This is a genomic window from Streptococcus ictaluri 707-05 (assembly GCF_000188015.2).
In the GTDB taxonomy this organism is placed as follows: domain Bacteria; phylum Bacillota; class Bacilli; order Lactobacillales; family Streptococcaceae; genus Streptococcus; species Streptococcus ictaluri.
Genome location: NZ_AEUX02000007.1, coordinates 316990 through 337500 on the forward strand (window position 1 = coordinate 316990; position 20511 = coordinate 337500).

The 20511-nt window shown below is 36.4% G+C and carries 15 protein-coding genes and 5 pseudogenes; 17 read left to right on the top strand and 3 right to left on the bottom strand.

Annotated elements, in window-relative coordinates; genetic code table 11:
• The first annotated feature begins 90 nt into the window (after positions 1-90).
• From STRIC_RS09330 to STRIC_RS09350, 4 genes are all read left to right on the top strand, one after another.
• Positions 91-954: an IS982 family transposase gene (locus STRIC_RS09330; protein ID WP_008088535.1), complete on the top strand. Its 864-nt coding sequence runs from the start codon at positions 91-93 to the stop codon at positions 952-954.
• Positions 955-1379: 425 nt separating this feature from the next.
• The gene (locus STRIC_RS09340; protein ID WP_008090232.1) at positions 1380-1673 is read left to right on the top strand and encodes a DUF5960 family protein; all 294 of its coding nucleotides are present in this window, start codon (positions 1380-1382) and stop codon (positions 1671-1673) included.
• 125 nt (positions 1674-1798) lie between these two features.
• Positions 1799-2011, top strand: a complete 213-nt coding sequence (locus tag STRIC_RS09345; protein ID WP_008090360.1) for a helix-turn-helix domain-containing protein — start codon at positions 1799-1801, stop codon at positions 2009-2011.
• 60 nt (positions 2012-2071) lie between these two features.
• On the top strand, positions 2072-3103 hold the full coding sequence (locus STRIC_RS09350) for an N-6 DNA methylase (RefSeq protein ID WP_008090128.1): 1032 nt from the start codon (positions 2072-2074) through the stop codon (positions 3101-3103).
• Here STRIC_RS09350 and STRIC_RS09355 read toward each other — a convergent pair.
• A complete protein-coding gene (locus STRIC_RS09355) occupies positions 3068-3931 on the bottom strand; it encodes an IS982 family transposase (RefSeq protein WP_008088535.1) in 864 nt (287 codons plus the stop codon). The two genes, STRIC_RS09350 and STRIC_RS09355, sit on opposite strands and share 36 nt — an antisense overlap.
• 105 nt (positions 3932-4036) lie before the next feature.
• On the opposite strand from STRIC_RS09355, the pseudogene STRIC_RS09360 reads away from it, so the two are divergent.
• From STRIC_RS09360 to STRIC_RS09385, 5 genes and pseudogenes are all read left to right on the top strand, one after another.
• Positions 4037-5542: pseudogene (locus tag STRIC_RS09360) on the top strand (N-6 DNA methylase); the annotation flags it as partial.
• Positions 5543-6165: 623 nt separating this feature from the next.
• Positions 6166-6780, top strand: a pseudogene (locus tag STRIC_RS09370) (restriction endonuclease subunit S); the annotation flags it as partial.
• 31 nt (positions 6781-6811) lie between these two features.
• Positions 6812-9946 carry a type I restriction endonuclease subunit R gene (locus STRIC_RS09375; protein WP_008089776.1) on the top strand — a complete coding sequence of 1045 codons (3135 nt, stop codon included), beginning with the start codon at positions 6812-6814 and terminating at the stop codon, positions 9944-9946.
• Positions 9947-10093: 147 nt separating this feature from the next.
• Positions 10094-10726: a hypothetical protein gene (locus STRIC_RS09380; protein WP_162097590.1), complete on the top strand. Its 633-nt coding sequence runs from the start codon at positions 10094-10096 to the stop codon at positions 10724-10726.
• A gap of 502 nt (positions 10727-11228) precedes the next feature.
• Positions 11229-11816: a hypothetical protein gene (locus STRIC_RS09385; RefSeq protein ID WP_008090335.1), complete on the top strand. Its 588-nt coding sequence runs from the start codon at positions 11229-11231 to the stop codon at positions 11814-11816.
• A gap of 128 nt (positions 11817-11944) precedes the next feature.
• Here the strand turns inward: STRIC_RS09385 and STRIC_RS09390 are convergent.
• Both STRIC_RS09390 and STRIC_RS09395 read right to left on the bottom strand, forming a co-directional pair.
• Positions 11945-13369 (bottom strand): annotated as a pseudogene (locus STRIC_RS09390) (SEC10/PgrA surface exclusion domain-containing protein); the annotation flags it as partial.
• 21 nt (positions 13370-13390) lie between these two features.
• On the bottom strand, positions 13391-13786 hold the full coding sequence (locus STRIC_RS09395; RefSeq protein WP_008089943.1) for a hypothetical protein: 396 nt from the start codon (positions 13784-13786) through the stop codon (positions 13391-13393).
• Between the two features lie 151 nt (positions 13787-13937).
• Between STRIC_RS09395 and STRIC_RS12460 the strand changes: the two genes are divergently transcribed.
• The 8 genes and pseudogenes from STRIC_RS12460 (at position 13938) to STRIC_RS09420 (ending at position 20502) form a co-directional block, all read left to right on the top strand.
• Entirely contained in the window at positions 13938-14114 is a 177-nt protein-coding gene (locus STRIC_RS12460; protein WP_008089945.1) for a YlcI/YnfO family protein, read from the top strand.
• Between the two features lie 183 nt (positions 14115-14297).
• A pseudogene (locus STRIC_RS09400) lies at positions 14298-15583 on the top strand (GntP family permease).
• Positions 15584-15596: 13 nt separating this feature from the next.
• Positions 15597-16720, top strand: a pseudogene (locus STRIC_RS09405) (glycerate kinase family protein).
• 161 nt (positions 16721-16881) lie between these two features.
• Positions 16882-17553, top strand: a complete 672-nt coding sequence (locus STRIC_RS09410; protein ID WP_008090380.1) for a sugar diacid recognition domain-containing protein — start codon at positions 16882-16884, stop codon at positions 17551-17553.
• Between the two features lie 34 nt (positions 17554-17587).
• Complete coding sequence (locus STRIC_RS12915; protein ID WP_083835441.1) at positions 17588-17908, top strand: helix-turn-helix domain-containing protein; 321 nt, start codon at positions 17588-17590, stop codon at positions 17906-17908.
• Positions 17909-18135: 227 nt separating this feature from the next.
• Positions 18136-18741 (top strand): HTH domain-containing protein, encoded by a 606-nt coding sequence (locus STRIC_RS12750; RefSeq protein WP_008090369.1) that lies wholly within the window; start codon positions 18136-18138, stop codon positions 18739-18741.
• An 11-nt stretch (positions 18742-18752) separates the two neighbouring features.
• Positions 18753-20042 (top strand): BglG family transcription antiterminator, encoded by a 1290-nt coding sequence (locus STRIC_RS09415; RefSeq protein ID WP_234944210.1) that lies wholly within the window; start codon positions 18753-18755, stop codon positions 20040-20042.
• 1 nt (position 20043) lies between these two features.
• On the top strand, positions 20044-20502 hold the full coding sequence (locus tag STRIC_RS09420) for a PTS sugar transporter subunit IIA (RefSeq protein WP_008090117.1): 459 nt from the start codon (positions 20044-20046) through the stop codon (positions 20500-20502).
• Positions 20503-20511 lie beyond the last annotated feature (9 nt).

Genomic DNA, 20511 nt, shown 5'->3' on the forward strand with positions numbered 1-20511 from the left:
TTACCCGTGGTGCTAGTTAATCTCAAAATACAATAAAAAGCCCAAAAGGACTATACTGTAAGTGCCTACACAAACAGGAGGTTAGTCCAAATGAGCCACTTACAGTATACAGCTAAATCCCATCACTTACAATGGAATATGCGTCAATTATCAAAAATTTGTTCTCAGTTTTATCAAGATTATTGTCCGGAAGACTTCAAACACCGTCGTAACGTCTGTCTGTCCAAAGTTTCAGACCAATCTCTTCTAGTTTTACTGCTATTACAAGCTGAACTAGGTATTAAATCACAACGTCACTTTTATAGGATTTGTCAGCTATTTCCCTGCGGTACATTACTAGAAAGAAGTCGCTTTAATAGGCGTGCAAGACAGTTGATTTGGCTGGTTCAAGTGATTCGTCAGGCAATGAACACTCAAATTTCTCCCAATACCATTGTTATTATAGACAGCTTTCCTTTGCCACTTTGTCAATCTATTCGTAACCACAGGGTCAGACTTTTCAATGGGATAGCTAATATTGGTTACACCGCCTCTAAACATATGTGGTTTTACGGTTTTAAGGTTCACATGCTAGTGACCTTATCAGGCTACATTCTGAATTATGTTGTCAGCCCAGCCTCTGTTCATGATATTAAGGCAGTTTACGAGTTGCTAGAAAGGTGTGAACAATCCGTCATTTTAGCAGACTTAGGTTACCTTAACCGTGAGCTGAAAGATGAGTTGAAGCAAAATGGCTATCACCTCTGGACTCCCTTGCGTCAAAATATGGAAGGGGCTAAACAGCATAATCATTGGAAACTAATGGCTATGAGACGAACCATTGAGACTAGATTTTCAGAACTTTGTTCCCTTTTTGATATGGAACGAACACTGGATAGGGGCATGACAGGGCTGCAATTGAGGATTGAACAAATCATACTAGCTTACAATTTGAGATATTTTGAAATTAACTAGCACCATGGGTGTTATTTGTATAATGTAATTATATAATTGGGAAATTTTTTCTTTTATAATTATTACATATAAAAATTGTTATAAAAGTGAATTATTATTTATTAGGAGTTATAACGATTGTTTAACTTGATAATTGAATTTTTTAGTCAAAAAAATTAGGAGACAATTTTGTGTTTTTGTTTTAGTATTTTTGATTATTATGCCTTTATTAATTAATTTTGCATTTAAGATTTATATTAATGAATCTTTGTCCGAGTTGACCATAATTGATAAATTAACTCTCCTTGGTCAATTGTATGCCCCAAAGTTGCGGGTGCAGGTCACTCAAGTAAATATAGAAAATATTGTAATCAAAACTGGAAGAAAGTATCACAGGATAGAAATTGAAAATATTCTGGATATTTAATTATTAGAGGAATTTGCCTATGACTAGACGAGAATTATATGAAGATAAGTTACAGTTGGATTATATGTCAGAGAGTTATCTCAAATTTGAAGAGGATTTCTACAAATATTCTAATATGAAAGTACCTTTGACATTTTTAACAGATGATATATTACTCACCATGGCAAAATCGGAAAGAAATTATTTTAAATTAAATAAAGAGAATGCCAAAGATAATCGTGATTATTACTTTGTCTTTAATGTGGATGCGACTGAAGCTAAATGGAAAGTGAGGAAGTATGAGTATGTAGGAGAGAGAAGAATTATGGATTAAGCAATGCACAAGTCAGAAATGACTTGTTTTTATATATTTCAATCGAGTACAAATTTTTACTATCCTGATATGACCTCACGATTTCATGATATAATAACACTATATTAAAAGTGAAAGGAGCATCTATGCTACCGATTTCATATGATAAGTTGTGGAAATTGTTAATTGATCGTAAGATGAATAAATCACAATTAAAAAAAGATGCTGGATTAAGTTCCAACATAATCGCCAAAATGGGAAAAAATCAACCTGTGTCGCTTGAAACACTTGTTAAAATTTGCCAAACACTATCCGTCAATATTGAGGATATTATCACAATAACAGAGGACAATAAATGATTACATCAGAAGAAATCAAAAAAACGATTATGGGATGGGGCTAATGAGCTTCGTGGGTCAATGGATGCATCACGCTATAAGGACTACATGCTAGGTTTGATGTTTTATAAATTTCTGAGTGATAAAACATTAGAAACTTTTGCCAATAATGCTGGACTAAGTAAAAATGACAATGTACTAGAAGAGTATTCTAAAGCACGTGAAGAGCTTGGTGATGACATTGAGGATATGATCCTGAAGGATCTAGGCTACTTTGTAAAACCAGAATATCTTTATCAACAATGGATTAAAGATATGGATGAAGGTACCTTTGCCGTTCAAAAAGTAGCAGATAGTTTAAATGAATTTGAAAAAATTGCCAACACATCTCTAGATTCAGATGATTTTAAAGGACTTTTTGCCAGCTCAACATTAGACTTGAGTGATACGGCACTCGGTAGTAATTTAAATGAACGTAGTAAAAATATTGTTGCTCTTATTAGACTTTTTGAAGATTTGGATATGGTTTCTCTCCAAAAGGATGATGTTCTTGGAGATGCTTATGAATATCTCATTGGTCAGTTTGCTATGGAGTCTGGTAAAAAAGCTGGAGAATTTTACACACCTCGTCAAGTCAGTGAAGTTATGGCTCAAATTGTCTCAAAAACAAAGGACATGACATCTATTTACGATCCAACGGTTGGATCTGGTTCGCTACTATTAACTGTAAAAAAACATTTACCAGTAACAGTACAAAAGAGTCTTGATTATTATGGTCAAGAAAAGAATACAGCAACTTTCAACTTGACTCGAATGAATCCTCTTCTACATGGCGCACGTCCGGAAAAGATGAAGATCAAAAACGGTGACACTCTGTCACAAGATTGGCCAGAAGATCCAGAACGTCCAAATGAAGGTGTGCTATTTGATGCGGTGGTTATGAACCCACCCTATTCGGTTAAAAACTGGAATCGTTCAAACTTAAAAGTGAGTGATCCACGGTTTGAAATGGTCGGAACGCTTCCGCCAGATTCTAAAGGGGATTTTGCTTTTCTTTTACATGGTTTACCCATGGTGCTAGTTAATTTCAAAATATCTCAAATTGTAAGCTAGTATGATTTGTTCAATCCTCAATTGCAGCCCTGTCATGCCCCTATCCAGTGTTCGTTCCATATCAAAAAGGGAACAAAGTTCTGAAAATCTAGTCTCAATGGTTCGTCTCATAGCCATTAGTTTCCAATGATTATGCTGTTTAGCCCCTTCCATATTTTGACGCAAGGGAGTCCAGAGGTGATAGCCATTTTGCTTCAACTCATCTTTCAGCTCACGGTTAAGGTAACCTAAGTCTGCTAAAATGACGGATTGTTCACACCTTTCTAGCAACTCGTAAACTGCCTTAATATCATGAACAGAGGCTGGGCTGACAACATAATTCAGAATGTAGCCTGATAAGGTCACTAGCATGTGAACCTTAAAACCGTAAAACCACATATGTTTAGAGGCGGTGTAACCAATATTAGCTATCCCATTGAAAAGTCTGACCCTGTGGTTACGAATAGATTGACAAAGTGGCAAAGGAAAGCTGTCTATAATAACAATGGTATTGGGAGAAATTTGAGTGTTCATTGCCTGACGAATCACTTGAACCAGCCAAATCAACTGTCTTGCACGCCTATTAAAGCGACTTCTTTCTAGTAATGTACCGCAGGGAAATAGCTGACAAATCCTATAAAAGTGACGTTGTGATTTAATACCTAGTTCAGCTTGTAATAGCAGTAAAACTAGAAGAGATTGGTCTGAAACTTTGGACAGACAGACGTTACGACGGTGTTTGAAGTCTTCCGGACAATAATCTTGATAAAACTGAGAACAAATTTTTGATAATTGACGCATATTCCATTGTAAGTGATGGGATTTAGCTGTATACTGTAAGTGGCTCATTTGGACTAACCTCCTGTTTGTGTAGGCACTTACAGTATAGTCCTTTTGGGCTTTTTATTGTATTTTGAGATTAACTAGCACCACGGGTATGGTTTATATCATTTAAGTCAAAAAGGGACAATGGCCATTGTTTTGCCACACGGAATACTTTTCCGTGGTGGTTCTGAAGGAGCAATTCGTCAGAAACTACTTGAAAAAAACTTAATAGATACTGTTATTGGTTTACCAGGAAATCTCTTTACGAACACGGGTATCCCAGTTTGTGTTCTTATTTTGAAGAAAAACAGGGAGTTAAATGATCCTGTTTTAATGATTGATGCTTCTAATCATTTTATCAAAGTTGGTAAGCAAAATGTGCTACAAGATAATGATATCGCTCGTATAGTCGATACTTATCTTGAGCGTTCTGAAATGGAAGGATTTAGTCACCTTGCAAATCGAAAAGAAATTGTTGCGAATGACTATAATCTAAATATTCCACGTTATGTTGAATCAATAGACAAAGAAATACCTCAAGATGTTGAGGCTCATATTAATGGAGGTATTCCAAGACATAATATCAATCAGTTGACAACGTTGAATAATCTTGTACCAAATGTTTTAGAGAATGCTATTAGAGACATCAGACCAGGTTATGTTCAACTGACAGTATCTACTGACGATTTGGAAGAAACGATTTTATCAGATAAATCATTGACAGAACAATTTTCTAAAATTCAAGACGATACAGAGTCTTATATTGAGAAGTGTTGGAAAGCATTACATGGCCTTAATCCTGAATCTGATCTAATAGCTTTCAGAGAATCCATGCTATCCGAAATTAAAGATATTTTAGGACAATTTGATGGTGTCGATACATATGAAGGTTACCAATTGGTAGCTGATATTTGGAATAATTCTCTGAATCATGATATTGAACTGATCGCTTCAAGTGGTTTCTATGAAACTAGCCGTTTACGTGAACCCAATATGGTACTGAAAGGTAAAGCGAAGGAGAAAGCTCAAGATGGTTGGATTGGAAAAATTATCCCTAATGCACTAATTGAACATGTCCTTTTTACTGATGTGGTTTCAGAGATTTCAGACTACCAAGAAAAGGTGTCACAAATTGATAATGACCTCGCTGAGATTGTTGAAAATGCCAAAGTAGAAGATAGCGATGAGTATAATATCCTGTTTGACTTATTGAAGCGAGACAAAGAAGGTGAATTACAAGATAACTTTGATAATAAGTTACTGAAAGCAGAGTTAAAAATCGTTGAAAAAGAAAGTGAAAGTTACTATTTAATTAATCGTATTCTTTCATACGGAAATGAAAAAACAGCTTTAAACAAAACGATCAAAGAAAAAAGTTCGGAGATAAGAGATGCTATATTTGAAAAGATTATTACGTTAACCAATGAAGAAGCAGACGCATTACTCTATCAGAAATGGTTTGGGGATCTAACTGAACAACTGATTGCCTTGGCTAAAAAGCCAATTAAAGAGGAGTTACAAGTTTTATCTATACTAAATGATCGCTATGGATTGACATTGAATGACTTAGATAAAGAGATTTCGAATTTAGAAAACGAATTTGAACTACTTTTTTCTGAACTGGTGGTGAACTAAATGATACAAGAAACTACTAAATCACCTAAAAGACGGTTTCCAGGTTTTTCTGACACTTGGGAACAGTGGAAGTTGGGGGAACTTATTAATGTAACGTCAGTAAAAAGAATTCTACAATCGGATTGGAGAGATTTTGGAATTAGATTTTTAAGAGCAAGAGATATCGTTGCTGAGTATAAAGGAGAAAAAACTACGGATAATTTATACATTTCTGAAGAAAAGTATGAAGAGTATTCTAGAATTTCAGGAAAAGTTAAAATTGGTGATTTATTAGTCACAGGTGTTGGGTCAATTGGAGTTCCAATGCTTATAAAAAATGATGATCCCGTCTATTTCAAAGATGGAAACATAATCTGGTTTAAAAATGGAAAAACTATTGATGGAAACTTTTTATATTACTCTTTCATTGGGAATTTAATTCAGAAATATATAAAAAATGTTGCCGGTATAGGTACTGTGGGTACATATACTATAGAGAGTGGAAAAAACCACCAATTTCACTTCCAAGCAAGCCAGAACAACAAAAAATCGGACAATTTTTCCAATCTATTGATACCCTCATCACTCTTCATCAGCGTAAGCTTGATAAATTAAAAAAAGTAAAAGAAGCTTACTTAACAGAGATGTTTCCTCAAGAAGGTGAAGATGTTCCTAAAAGACGTTTCCCAGGATTTACTGAACCTTGGGAACAGCGGAAATTGGGGGAGTTGTCAGAAATTGTTCGAGGAGCAAGTCCGAGACCGATACAAGATCCAAAATGGTTTGATGTTAATTCTGAAGTTGGTTGGTTACGAATTTCTGATGTCACTGAACAGAATGGAAGAATATATCACTTGGAGCAGAAAATTTCTGAATTAGGCCAAGAAAAAACTCGTGTATTGCGTGAACCACATTTATTGTTGAGTATTGCAGCTACCGTTGGAAAACCAGTTGTGAACTACGTTAAGACGGGAGTAAACGATGGATTCTTAATTTTTATGAATCCAAAATTTGATAGAGAGTATATGTTTCAGTTGTTAGAAATGTTTAGACCTATGTGGGCAAAATATGGACAACCAGGTAGTCAAGTAAATTTTAATTCTGATTTAGTCAGAGAACAATCCATTTCTATTCCCTCACTGACTGAGCAGGAAAAACTTGGCCAATTTTTCCAATCCCTAGACAGTCTCATCTCTCTTCATCAGCGTAAGCTAGACAAGCTAAAGAAAACGAAAGAAGCATTCCTAGAAGAAATGTTTATATAGATAACAGACAAAGGAGTATTTGCCTATGAGCAATAAACCTAAAGATGCCTCAGAACAAATTTTTCAAGAAAATTTTGTCAAAGAACTAGTAAAATATAAGTGGGTTGCACCAGAAGAATTAAATGGCAATGCATATAAAGTTACTGTCGATGACCTGATCAATCATTGGAGACAAGAATTAAATCGGTTGAATGCCTCAAGTCTTGAGGGAGTTCCTCTAACGGATGGCGAATTCTCACAGGTCATGGCCAAAGTTAATCAAATTAATAATAGTTATGAAGCTTCTAAACTCCTATCAATGGAACAGTCAAATGGACGCATTGATGGTATTTTCAGAGATAATCATCCCGATGTGACACGCAAACAAATCACATTGGATATTTTCAAAAAAGCCCAAGTTGGTGGTGGAGAATCAACCTATAAAATAGCTAGAGAAGTTCAGACGGATAATGGGAATCGCTTTGACATTGTGCTTTTAATCAATGGTTTACCTCTCATCAATATTGAACAAAAGCGAACAGATAAATCATTAGATGAAGCTATTGGTCAATTTAAACGCTATTATAAAGATGGTGAGTATGTTAATAACTTCATGGCATTTTCGCAAATGATGGTAGTGACAACCGAAATTGAAACTCGTTACTTTGCGACTCTAAAATCTCTAAAAGATTTTAATCCATCCTTTGTTTTTCATTGGTCAATAAAGCAAGAAGTTGAAAGATCAGGTAATCTGGGAAAAGCATTCAAGCAACGTATTGTGTCAGATTGGCGAGAAGTTGTCAAAGAATTTTTAATGATCCCAATGGCTCATCAAATGGTAGGTGATTATCTAGTTATTGATGAAGCAGAAGATGAAGAGAATCGCAGACACATGTTGATGCGTCCTTATCAAGTGCAAGCTCTACAAGCTATTGAATCGGCAGCTTTCGGCTATGATAATAAGGATAAAATTCCCCACGGAGGATTTGTCTGGCATACGACAGGTTCGGGTAAGACCATCACAAGCTATAAAACAGCTCTATTCTTATCACAACGTGCTGGATTTGATAAAGTTATTTTTTTAGTTGACCGAAAAGACTTAGACAAACAGACAATTGATTCTTACACAGCTTACTCTGCTTACGAGAATGTAACGGTTGATAAGACCCAATATACCTCAAGTTTACGACAGTCCTTAACAAAAAGATCAGGAATTGTTGTGACGACAACATTCAAACTAAACAGCCTTGTTAAACAATTGAATGAGGCCCAAGATGATAGCTTGAAAAACAAACGATTTGTCTTTATTATTGATGAAGCCCACAGGACTACCATGGGTGAGATGATGATTACAATAAGAGGCTACTTTAAACAAAATGGCCTGTTCTTTGGTTTTACAGGTACACCTTTATTTGATGACAATAAAGTTAGAGGAATGATCAATGAAAAGAGTGAGTTGATCAATACCACTGAGAAATTATTTGGTCCCTTGTTACATCAGTACACTATTGATGAGGCGATTGCTGACGGTAATGTTCTAGGTTTCCACATTGATTATCTCAATACTGGGGAATTTGCCTCTTACGAACAGTTACGGGAAAAACTGCTAGAGTTGAGACTGAATGATAAAGAAGAACATCAATCTAAAAAAGAGCTTGAACGCTCTATTCAGGCTTTATCAGATTTGGAAATTGAAAAAGAGGCTCATAAGACCAATCTAATTACATACCAAGACCAAACACATATCCCTAGAGTAGTAACGGAAATTCTTGATAATTGGTATGAACAATCTCAGGGTGCTCAGTTTAATGCTATGCTAACAGTGGCATATAAGGAACGAGTCATTCAGTATTATAGGGAATTTAAAAAGCAAATTTCTGAAAGGGAAGATCATCAAAATGTTCCTAATGTTGCAATGACTTTCAGCTTTGGAAATGAGAATGACCTTGAGAATGTTTCAAGAGATATTGAAGAAGAAATGTTCGCAGACTATGAACAAATAACTGGTGTACACATTATTCCAGGTGATAATAAAAAGGGAGAGAAGTTCTATTTTGAAGATCTAACGGAACGAGTAAAAAGAGGAGGAAGCGGTCGTAATCCTAAAAATATTGATCTTGTCATTGTTGCCGATCAATTATTAACAGGATTTGATGCCAAACGTTTAAATACTCTATATGTGGATCGTAAATTAGAATTACAAGGACTGATACAAGCTTACTCCAGAACAAATAGAGTATTTGGTAAAGATAAAGAATTTGGTAGTATCATTAATTTCCAATGGCCAAAAATGACAGAAGAATATGTTTCTCAAGCACTGAAACTTTATGGAAGTGGCGGAAAAAATAGTCGAGTAACTGTTGAAAAGTATAGTTTAGCGGTTGAAGCTTTTGCTTCCAAAGTTAAAACGTTACGAGAAACGATGAAAGATCCATCAAAAGATTGGATTCTAATCAAAGATAACGAAGAAGCTAAAACAGAATACCGCAAAGTCTTTGTTGACGCTAATAGCCAGCTGAATAAAGTGAGTCAGTATTATGAGTTTGAGTGGGATGATGATCGATTTGGTATAGATGAACATTTATGGATGATGTACTACGGTGCTTATAAAAACTTGAAAGGTGATAATGAAGATGGTGGGGGTGATGATGAAGTTATCCTTCCACTCTTTAGTCGTACGAAATTACAAAGTACGCAAGTTATTGACGCGCAACATATCCTAAATCTAATTGGCTCAAATCTTTTTATCGTTAACGGTACTAAGCAACTGGACGCAGAAACCTTGAGACTTGTTTATGAGCAGATTCAAGAACTTAGTAATATGGGTCAAAATGACCAAGCTGAACTCTTGAAGAAATTTGTGGATGAAGAAGTTGCAGATGGAAATTTCTCTTCTGATCGAGACTTCACAACAGCTTTTACAGAGTGGAAAGAGGATATTCGTAATTCAGTTATTACAGAATTCGCAAGTGAGTGGGGAGTCAATCCTGCCTTACTGATTTCTTCAGTTGATGAATATTCAGCCAAAAATCCAGATTATATCCCATTTGGTGATGAAATCAGTAAAACTCTAGATCCACAAATGGCTACTAATGAATTTAAAGGTAAAAAATTACTTTTGAATATGAAACTAAAAGCCATTTTACCGAAGTGGATGAATGAAGTGAAGAAAAAGTATTAAGGGATTTATTGTGTTTAGTATGTTATTAAAATTAAAACGACTCTAAAATAAAACGATATATTAAAATCAATTTCATATTAAACTCAAGAAATTGGTTCTAGATAGTAAGGGGATATCTTTGCCTACGTTGCATTGCAGATGACGGCTATGGCTTTACTTGACTATAGTTTAGACCAGCCTGATCATGGTATTAATTGCCTTAGTAAGTCTAAGATTTTACAAGAATGTTTGCTGGCCCTGGGGATTCCTGCAAGGAGAATGCACTTGATGCCTTTTGGTCCCTATGATTTGGATTGTCATGTTGTGGTAGAACTTTTCGATGATCAGCTCCAAAAGTGGATCATGTTAGATCCTACAAGCGACACGTATTGTGTGAATGAACAAGGTCTACCGCTTGATTTATTAGAGATGCGAGAGGCTTTTGAGAAAGGCCAAGAGGTGACTATCTTAGTCAATGGCCGTCCTCTTAAGAAAAGCGACCAAAGAATGCTTAAGTCCTACTATGCTAAGAATCTTTTTTACCTTAAGGCAGATTGTCATCAAACGGTTGACTTTGATGGAGAAATGGTTGATTTTAGGCCAAGCCATTTTGACATCACTTCTTATCGTCGTGCTAATTTAAAATATCGTTATCAAACCTTAAAAAATATGCCAGAAGTTGAAGTCAAGCTATTAGAGGAGGCAAAGAAAGCCATGGAAACTTTTGTTTCTGATGATAGCAAAAACGTTAGGGTTGCTTGCTTAAAAAAAGGCCAGCCAATGTTAGCAGTGGGATACTAAAACCGTAAAATATGTTCCATTTTTCTGTTTTTACAATAAAAATAATTAACAAATAAATGCATTCTTGGTTAAAAAATTAAAATAACACTTGATAAAATATATAATTTTGCCATAATTTAGTTATATTTTTTAGAAAGGAGATAAGATATGTCTCGTGTATGGCTAAAATTAGCAGAATATATCTTGATTATTCCTTTTATCATTGGTTCTTTGATTTACCATTATGTTAATAAATAAAGCTATTTTGAGAGAGTGTTAAACCGCTCTCTCTTTTTTGTATCTTGGAAGGTCTTCAAATAAAAGTTTTCCTATAATGAATTACCTCTATGGAAAGGTTTTCAATTGCATTTGTTAACAGTCTGATTTATAATAAAGTCAAATTGTGAGATAATTTAACAATTCTTAGCTGAAAAAAGAGATTGTTATGAGAGAAACGACATGATAAGAATTGGCTTATAGTTTATATTAGTTTTAAAAATTATCATTAAAGGAGGGGAAACCTATGGTATTCTCTAAATCGAAATGCATTTGTTTAATGTCAGCTGCTACCTTGGTAGCAGGATTAACTTTTTCTCTGTCTCCAACCATTTTGGCCGATACGACCTGTGCTGCAAATCAGTTATCCTATGATTTATTAGACAATCAAGTTCCTGGGAAAGGGGCACAGAACGAAGATCCAAGCCTGGATCCGCTAGACAATCAAGTTCCCGGAAAAGATGCGCAGAATGAAGACCCAAGTCTGAATCCACTAGATAATCAAGTTCCTAGGAAAGGAGCGCAGAATGAAGACCCGAGTTTAGATCTGCTAGACAATCAAGTTCCCGGAAAAGATGCACAAAATGAAGACCCGAGTTTAGATCTGCTAGACAATCAAGTTCCCGGAAAAGATGCACAAAATGAAGACCCAAGTCTGGATCCACTAGACAATCAAGTTCCTGGGAAGGATGCACAGAATGAAGACCCAAGTCTGAATCCACTAGACAATAAAGTTCCTGGGAAAGGGGCACAGAATGAAGACCCGAGTTTAGATTCCCTAGACAATCAGGTTCCTGGAAAAGGAGCACAAAACGAAGACCCAAGTCAAAGATAAATGCTTTTGAGCAGTCAGGTTTATTTTGACGGGCTTATAATATTCATACTTAAAAAGTCACTTTAGCACAATGTTTTTAAACAAAGGTTAAAGTGACTTTTAGTATGGAAAGGTGAAGGCTATCAGCCTTATCGTTTTTTACTGTTTAATGAGAGGGTTGTTCTTGAAAGGCGGGTTGCTAGGGCAGATATGATGGATAATCCCAATAAATTCCAAACCAGGTTTGCTTTCTTCTCGTTAGTTTGAGGTAGTTGTGCCTGATACGCTTTTGGTTGGTACCCTTTAGCCATAAGGGTTTGTGTTGTTTTTTGGATACTTGGTGATAATTGAGTCGACTTGTTTTGTGTTTTGGATTCGAGGTCTACTTCAGGTGCTTTAAGCTCAGGAGCCTCAGCTTTTGATTTTTTGGCTTTAGAAGTTTCAACTATAGGAGCTTCAATTTTCGGTCTATCAACTTCAGGAGTATCTACCATAGGCGTTTTTACTTCGGGCATATCACCCTTAGGAGCCATTGCTTTGAGATTAGTTAACTTTTGAGTAGCCAGCTCAAGTGACTCTTTCAACTCTGTCAAAAGTTGAGCTGTTTGTGCTTTGCGTTCATGAGCAACGGAGAGGGGCATAGCTTTATCCGTTGGAACGGTAGCCTGTAGTTTTATTTGTAGGGCTTTTAATTGGTCAAGTTTAGCATGTAGCTCAGTGCTCTTAGCTTCAGCGGCTTTTAGTTCAGCTTGTCTTTTTGATAATGTTTCTTTTGCCTCCGTTAATTTAGCTTTAGCAGCTTCAAAACGAGAACGCATACCTGAGTTATCACTGAAGTCACCTTGATAAGGATTGTCAATTTTAGCTTTGTCAAATGATGCCTCAGAAAGAATTTGACTGTCACTTACTTGAAGAATATGTACGGTTACGACATTCCCAATTCGAGAAAGGCTTGTTCCAAGATAAGCGCCTGAAATTCCTGTGCCAACTAAAGATTCGGTATGTGCCCAATTTGAATCATGATCATTATTCATCATATGTTCGATAGATTGAAGAATTCGTTCTTTAAGATCTTTCAACGTGAACATATCAGTATCAGAATTTTTTGCCATACCCGCATCTTCATAGATGTTTTTACCTGGGCTTGTTTGTAAACCATTTGAACTTGCGGCATTGTTAATGTCATCATAATCATGACCTTTTTCGAAGGAATTAAAATTATCTTTTCGATATCCGTCAGCTACATTTTTAGCGAACTTAGTGGCCCCGTTAGTGACAAAGACATTTCCAGCATTTAGCTTGGCACCTGCTTTTCGAGCTTGGTTACGAATTTGGTTGACAATTGATGCTGTATAATTTGATAAGTCGATTAAATCGTCATCTGAAAGTTTATTAGGATCTACAGAACGAGAGTCACCAGCATTTTCTTTGAGTTCAAAAGTATTACTTGGTCCAAACATTTGAAGATCTGTAAAATAGTCAGTATCTCCTTTAGTAGCTAGAGCTTTTGCATAATCATCATCTAATTCCACCCTACTTGCTTCTTTCGGGTGACTAACTTTTGCAAGTTCAGCCTCGGCAGATGCATAAACTTGCTATGCTGTATCAAACGCTTCCTGTGCAAGTGCAAGTTCATCTCTTTCAGCAGTAAGGTTATCAGTGCTAGTAGATATCTCTTTTTCTAGCTTTGTTATTTCAGAACTTACTTCAGCTTTTTTGGCGTCAAGTTCTTTAGGGTTTGTTTCAGCACCTGTTTGCTCAGATTTTTCAACCGCTTTTTGGGCTTCTGATACTTGTGTTTGTAAGTCTTTGATAAGTGCTTCTTGAGCTTGAATGTCTTCATCAAGATTACTTTGATGACTTTTTGTGCTTAAAAGGGTTGGGGTGTTGGTGCTAATGCTTGTATCGGCTTGAATGGTGTTTGCGCTTACATAAACGCTTGTTAAAATGGCGGTGCTTGCCAAAAGGTACTGGCTGCTTTTTCTTATCATTCTCATAACTCTCCTTTAATGAGCTTTATAGCTTAATTACTGCTATTTTAACAAAAATGCGATACTTATTCAATACAATTTGTAATACAAATAAAAATATATACAAACCGGCAAAAACATCTTACTATTAAGGGTGGAATAGGAGACAAAAATGGCATTTCAACTAAAATCTGATAAAAAAGAATCGGAAACAAAAACAATTCGTTTTCCACTTGAATTAATAGCATCCATTGAAAAAGTAATTGTTAATAAAGAGGTTACTTTCTCAAGTTTTGTGATACAAGCTTGTCAGTATGCATTGGAAAATATGGACAAAGACCCTAAATAAGGTTTTTGAGAGACGAGTCATTCAAAAAAAGTTCGAGCTTTTGTTAGGATTTTTTATTTTTATCGTAAGAAGAAGGAAGGCATTTGGATGTTTGCACAAATAATTTTGTGATTTCGTCAATTACCAAATAGTCCTTATTTTTATAAGATGTAAGCGTAAACAAAAATATAAGGAGATTAATAAATGAATACGATAGAAATTCCCTGGTTTGCGGCTATCTTTGGTTTATTGTTGGCTATTTTTTTAATTTTAAAAAACTCAATCCTGTTTATTCCCTATTTTTAGGGGCAATTGTAGGAAGTTTGATTGGTGGCGTATCACTGGCAGATACAGTAACCATTTTGATTACAGGGACACAAAGTATCATGGGAACGGCTGTTCGTGTCTTGGCGGCTGGTTTATTAGCGGGTGTCATGATGGAATCAGGAGCTGCTGAGTCGATTGCCCATGCCATTGTGACTAAATTAGGTGAGAAAAAGGCTATTTTATCCTTGGCCTTGTCAACTATGATTATCACATCCGTTGGTGTGTTTATTCCTGTAGCGGTACTAATTGTAGCACCGGTAGCCCTATCTGTTGGTAAGCAAACGGGAATTGGTAAGCTTGCTTTACTAACTGCTCTATCTGGAGGCGGAAAGGCAGGGAATATTATCTCTCCTAATCCAAATACAATTGCTGCGGCAGAAGGTTTTCATTTAAATCTCAGTGATGTGATGTTAGCCGGTTTTATCCCTGCTATTTTTGGCCTTTTGACGGCAGTCTTGGTGGCAAATCTGATTAAGCATAAGGGCATTCCAGTTTTAGAGAAAGATATTGATCTTGTTGAAGAGAAAAGCTTGATGCCTTTGAAGAAGGCTTTGGTAGCACCTTTGTTAGCTATTTTCTTGCTCTTGCTCAATCCTATTGGTAATCTGTTGCAGTTAGGCTTTATTCAGGATTTGAAAATTGATGCCCTTTATATTTTACCTTTAGCTTCGGTTATTGGAACTTTAGCTATGGGGCATGGTAGGAAATTAAAAGATTATGCTTCGGCAGGGTTGAAGCGTGTAACGGATACGGTTTTGATTTTAATCGGAGCAGGTGCTATTGCAGGATTGATTTCTTCATCTGATTTGTCTGCTCAGGTAGTGCATTTAATTGATACCATTGGTATTTCAGGAAGCTTTTTAGCTCCTATTTCAGGGGTACTGATGGGACTGGCGGTAGGTTCTACTTCAACGGCAGTCATTTTAGCCACAGGATCCTTTGGACATGCTATTTTAGATACAGGTGTTGCACCTTTATCAGCAGCTGTTATGGTTCATACGGGAGCTACTGTTATTGATGGGGTTCCTCAAGGTAATTATTTCCATATCACTGCGGATAGCATGAAAATGTCCATTAAAGAACGCTTACAAGTCATGCCTTTTGAAATCTGTGTCGGTGGTGTTATGACGATTGTAGCGATTATACTGTCAAGCTTTGGTTAGGAGGAGAGACGAAATGCCTAAAAAATTTGTACTAGCACCAGATTCTTTCAAAGAAAGCATGTCTGCCAAAGAAGTCTGCCACCACATGTCACTTGGAATTAAAAAAGTCATGCAAGATGCCGAGATTGTTCAGGTACCAATGGCTGACGGAGGTGAAGGTACTGTTGATGCCACAGGCGGACAAAAAATTCCTGTTCAAGTATCAGGTCCCTTTCCCGAAGAGAAGATTTATACCTATTTTGGTTTACTAGGAGACGGTCAAACGGCTGTCATTGAAATGGCTAAAGCTAATGGTATTGGCTTGCTATCTAAAGAAAAGCGAAATCCTCTCAAGACATCCACTTTTGGGACTGGCCAACTTATCTTAGCGGCTCTAGATTATGGGGTTAAGAAAATCATCATTGGAATAGGGGGCAGCGTCACAAATGATGGCGGTGCTGGTATGGCAGCGGCATTGGGTGCCCGCTTCCTTGACGCTTCTCATGAAGTGATTCCTTTTGGTGGTGGCTATTTATCAGAATTGGCCCATATTGATGTCTCAAACCTTTACAGTCGTTTAGAAGATGCATTGCTTCAGATATGACCAATCCTTTGACAGGTCCAACAGGGGCTTCAAGAGTCTTTGGTCCCCAAAAAGGAGCCGATCCAGAGATGGTTGAGCAACTAGATGATAACTTGAAGCATTATGCAGCTCTTATTAGACAAGACTTGGGAGTTGATATTGAACTGATTCCAGGAGCAGGAGCTGCTGGTGGTTTAGGAGCGGGACTACTAGCCTTTACCAATGCTTCTTTAAGACCAGGAATTGATATTGTTATTGATGTGACAGGACTAGAAGAACATATTAAAGCAGCTGATTATGTCTTTACCGGAGAAGGTGGCATGGATTTCCAAACCAAATTTGGAAAGGCTCCTTATGGCATCTCTAAGTTAGCCCAAAAGCACCAGAAACCTGTCTTTGCTTGTGCAGGCTACATTGGTGAAAAAGTTGACGTTTTATACGATGAAGGAATGACTGCTATTTTCGGAATTCTGTCTAAAACAGGAAGCCTGGAAGAAGCGCTTAAACAGGGCAAAGAAAATATTGAGAGAACCGCAGAGAATATTGCGCGTGTCTTATTAGTGGCCAACCAATAATTCACTTCGGTATCCCTCCGTTTCATAAGAAGTGACAATGGGGTTCTAAATCCATCAAGCCTAAAAAGCATGCTATAATAAAGAATAGTTAGTAAAAACTAGGGTTGAGTTGTGAAGAGCAAGGTAAAGAGATGATTTAGGGTTAGAAAATAGAGGGTATCATGCAAAGTTTAGACCAGTCACAAGCACAGATTATTGTGGATCGTTTGATGGAAGATATTCCCTACAATATCAATATCATGGATCGTTTTGGGAAAATCATTGCAAGTGGTGATAAGAAAAGAATCAGACAGCAGCATTATGCAGCTGAACAAGCTATCAAAACAAAAGATAGGATTGATGTCTTTAAAGATTCTAGATATGCTAAAAAAGGAACCAATGAGCCCATCGTTTACAAAGGTGAGCTACTTGGTGTGGTTGGCATTAGTGGAGAACCAAATGAGGTTGGTCCCTTCACTAAAATTGTGAGTTCAATCGTTTATTTGCTAGTTCAGGAGATGCAGGATTATCGTTATCTCCAAAAAATGAAAAATCAAAAGAACTGTTTTTTGAATCAGCTCTTAGACTACAATAGTTCGGAAAATTACAGTGATAGCTTAGTTAGTCAAGGTTTAGTTTTTTATCAATTAAATTTATTGGTAGACAATAGATGTGTCTTAAGTCAGAACAAAGACCTGATTCGAGACTTAGCCGGTGACTGTGCTCTATTTCATTACAAAGACTTTTATTTCTTTTTGAGCGACACCATCACTCCGCATCAATTGGAGGAGCAATGGCGTCTTCGCCAGAAGACTTCTTTAGTGATTATCAGTCAAGCCAAATCTTCTATTTAAAGAAGCTGTAGAAGAAGCCAGTCTTGCTTGGTCGGTGGCGGATTTCTTTAAACTAGGCGACCAGCTCTTTCAGGCCCAGGAGATTCCTTATTTGTTTGTTTTTGATTTAGCGGAGCGTGTGGATGATGATATTTTAAGTAAGGTAGATGCGATCTATTCCGATTACTATGAAACCTTAATCGTTTTTGCTAAGGAAAATAGTAATTATTTGAGGACTTCTCAAAAGCTACATATCCATCGAAATACCCTTAGTTATCGGTTAAATCGCATAAAAGAAGAGACAGGATTAGATCCCTGTCTGTGGTACCAACTAACTCGATTACTTTACTATTTTAGTTTGTCTTATTTAAAATAGTTATTTCTTACGAGGAAGAAATAAACAGTTTCTAATCGTCTAAACAAGTTTAGCCAAATGCTAGGCTTGTTTTTGTTTGTCAGTAAAAAGTTTTGATATATTAAGAATAGATTCGAAAGGTTGTTCGCAAATCTACCATTTCTTCTCTATATAATGTGGAAAGAAGTTGGTTTCAAAAAAGTAAGCGCTTACTATAAAATAAATATAGAAGCCTGAAGGGAGATATGATGAATATTAGACAACGTAATGTCTTAATCCAACTTTTAGGCTTGAATGATTATGTTAGCGGTCAAGCTCTAGCCGGTCAGTATAAGGTTTCAAGTAAAACCATTTATGCTGATTTAAAGAGATTAGAAACTCTCTTAGAGAGGGAAGGTTTACAGTTAGTGCGCCTACCTAGGCATGGTATCAAAATAGAAGGGACTTATTTTCAAAAAGAGAAATTAAAAAATCAGCTGACTGACTGGAAAGATACCACAAATAATAAGGACTTCCAAGAACGTGAAAAAGATTATCTAAGAAAACTTTTTTTAGAAACTCAAGCCCTCGTGGTGGCAGACCTTTCAGAAGATTTTTATTTGAGCGAAACTTCTGTTAGACGAGATCTGGATAAACTCGAGAAAACGATACTCACTCACGGTATTCGATTAATGAGAGCAAATGGTAGCCTCATGCTTGAAGGGGAAGAAACAGAGCTACGTAATTACCTTAGGTATGTCTTGCTTGAAGGCTCACAAAACGCTAAGTCAAAACAAAATGAGCTTACATTTTTAAGTACTTTCTTTCTGGATGAGAAGGTTGAGTTGCTTTTACTATTCCAGATAATCATTTAATTTATTTGTTAGTGGATCTTTTAATTGCTAAGTCGCGAATTAGTTTAGGTTATGGTTTAAAAAAGGCAAAAGGAGGTATAGAAGAAGATATTCGAAGATTTGAAGTCTACCTTTTTGCAGGGGATTTGCTAAGTCGAAGTTTAGGAATCCCTTTGGAAGAAGTTTCTGATCAAGAAATCACTCAGCTAGCCTTTACTATTTTATCGATTGGTTACACCAAAGAGAATCATACAGGCAGTCAGTTTGAGCGTCTTGCTATTCAGTTAATTGACAAGGTCAGTGACCTATCTGAGATTGATTTTAATAATGATTCTTATCTTCAAGATATGATTGCCAATCACATGCGTCCCATGCTTTATCGTTTGAAAAATGACATTAAAATTGAAAACCAGACCACAGAAGAAATCAAAAAGCGCTATTCCATCTTATTCAATATGGTGTGGTTAGCTTCTAAAATTGTTTCAGATCAGTACGACTTACAATTTTCGGATGCAGAGATTGCTTTTTTGACCATTTACTTTGAAATTGCAGTGGAAAAATTGGAAAAACCTTTAGTGATTTATGTGGTTTGTCCTCATGGTTTAGCCACATCAGAATTGATTATGAACACCTTGCGTCAAATGCTCTCACCTTTTGATCATCTCAAGAAAATTGAGTTATCAGAAGTCACTGAAGCACAAGTGGCTAAAGCGGATATCTTAATTAGTTCAGTTGTCCTAGAAGCTGTTAATCAAAACTATATTTTAGTTAGCCCCCTCTTAACGCGACAAGAAACCGAGAAAATTCAAATGGCTTACCAAGAGTTAAGAGACGGTAATCGTAAAATGTTATCACTGATTAATGATAAGCATCACCTTAACCACTCAGTGATTCGAAGTCTAGTGGATGACAATCTTTATTTACGTCAACAACTATTAGATAAAGAAGCAGCTATTTCTTTTTTGGTAGAGCAAGGTAGCACTGTTAATAATGCTAGCCCTAGATACTTAGCATCAATCATAGCACGAGAGGCTATGGGAAGTACCAGTGTTTGTACAGGAGTAGCTTTGCCACATGCCGCCCCCGAACACGTCAGTCAATCTCAATTGATGTTGATGAGCTTAGAAGAACCTATCTTATGGGGGACAAATTGGGTTAGCCTAATTATCCTGATTGCAATCAAAGAAGGTGAAGAAGAAAGGTACAAAGATGCTTTGATTTATCTTTATTCCAAAATTGATGATAGGGATTTTATTGATACTTTGGCAAAGATGGAGGATGAGGATTTATTTATGAAAACATTATTTGAAAAGGAGACATGATATGGATGAAGAGTTGGTTTTTCTTCAAGTTGAGAAAAACAAAGATCAAACAGAAGTCTTAAGAACCTTAGCAAAAGCACTTTTTGATAAAGGTTTTGTGAAAGAAGGATTTAGCCAAGCCGTCATTGAAAGAGAAAAGAGTTTTCCAACAGGACTTCAGTTTGAAGGTTATGGCATAGCTATTCCACATACAGATAGTTATTATGTTAACCAAACACAATTGGCAGTGATGACCTTGAAAGAGCCGGTTTACTTTACTCAAATGGCGACGCAAGAGGAAAAAGGAGCTGTTCGTATTGTGATTATGTTGGCAATTAAGGAGGCCCATGGGCAACTTGATATGTTACAAAAACTAATTGGCTTATGCCAAGATTCTGACTTGGTGCAAGAAATGTTGTCCTTTCAACAAGATGATAGTCAGAAATTGTTAACCTTATTGCAGAAGCATCATATTATTTAGGAGGTTGTT

Bases quoted from the DNA above. Each gene is read 5' to 3' on its own strand.
- STRIC_RS09330 (WP_008088535.1), top strand. From the start codon at position 91: ATGAGCCACTTACAGTATACAGCTAAATCCCATCACTTACAATGGAAT.
- STRIC_RS09340 (WP_008090232.1), top strand. From the start codon at position 1,380: ATGACTAGACGAGAATTATATGAAGATAAGTTACAGTTGGATTATATG.
- STRIC_RS09345 (WP_008090360.1), top strand. From the start codon at position 1,799: ATGCTACCGATTTCATATGATAAGTTGTGGAAATTGTTAATTGATCGT.
- STRIC_RS09350 (WP_008090128.1), top strand. From the start codon at position 2,072: ATGGATGCATCACGCTATAAGGACTACATGCTAGGTTTGATGTTTTAT.
- STRIC_RS09355 (WP_008088535.1), bottom strand. From the start codon at position 3,931: ATGAGCCACTTACAGTATACAGCTAAATCCCATCACTTACAATGGAAT.
- STRIC_RS09375 (WP_008089776.1), top strand. From the start codon at position 6,812: ATGAGCAATAAACCTAAAGATGCCTCAGAACAAATTTTTCAAGAAAAT.
- STRIC_RS09380 (WP_162097590.1), top strand. From the start codon at position 10,094: ATGGCTTTACTTGACTATAGTTTAGACCAGCCTGATCATGGTATTAAT.
- STRIC_RS09385 (WP_008090335.1), top strand. From the start codon at position 11,229: ATGGTATTCTCTAAATCGAAATGCATTTGTTTAATGTCAGCTGCTACC.
- STRIC_RS09395 (WP_008089943.1), bottom strand. From the start codon at position 13,786: ATGATAAGAAAAAGCAGCCAGTACCTTTTGGCAAGCACCGCCATTTTA.
- STRIC_RS12460 (WP_008089945.1), top strand. From the start codon at position 13,938: ATGGCATTTCAACTAAAATCTGATAAAAAAGAATCGGAAACAAAAACA.
- STRIC_RS09410 (WP_008090380.1), top strand. From the start codon at position 16,882: ATGCAAAGTTTAGACCAGTCACAAGCACAGATTATTGTGGATCGTTTG.
- STRIC_RS12750 (WP_008090369.1), top strand. From the start codon at position 18,136: ATGAATATTAGACAACGTAATGTCTTAATCCAACTTTTAGGCTTGAAT.
- STRIC_RS09420 (WP_008090117.1), top strand. From the start codon at position 20,044: ATGGATGAAGAGTTGGTTTTTCTTCAAGTTGAGAAAAACAAAGATCAA.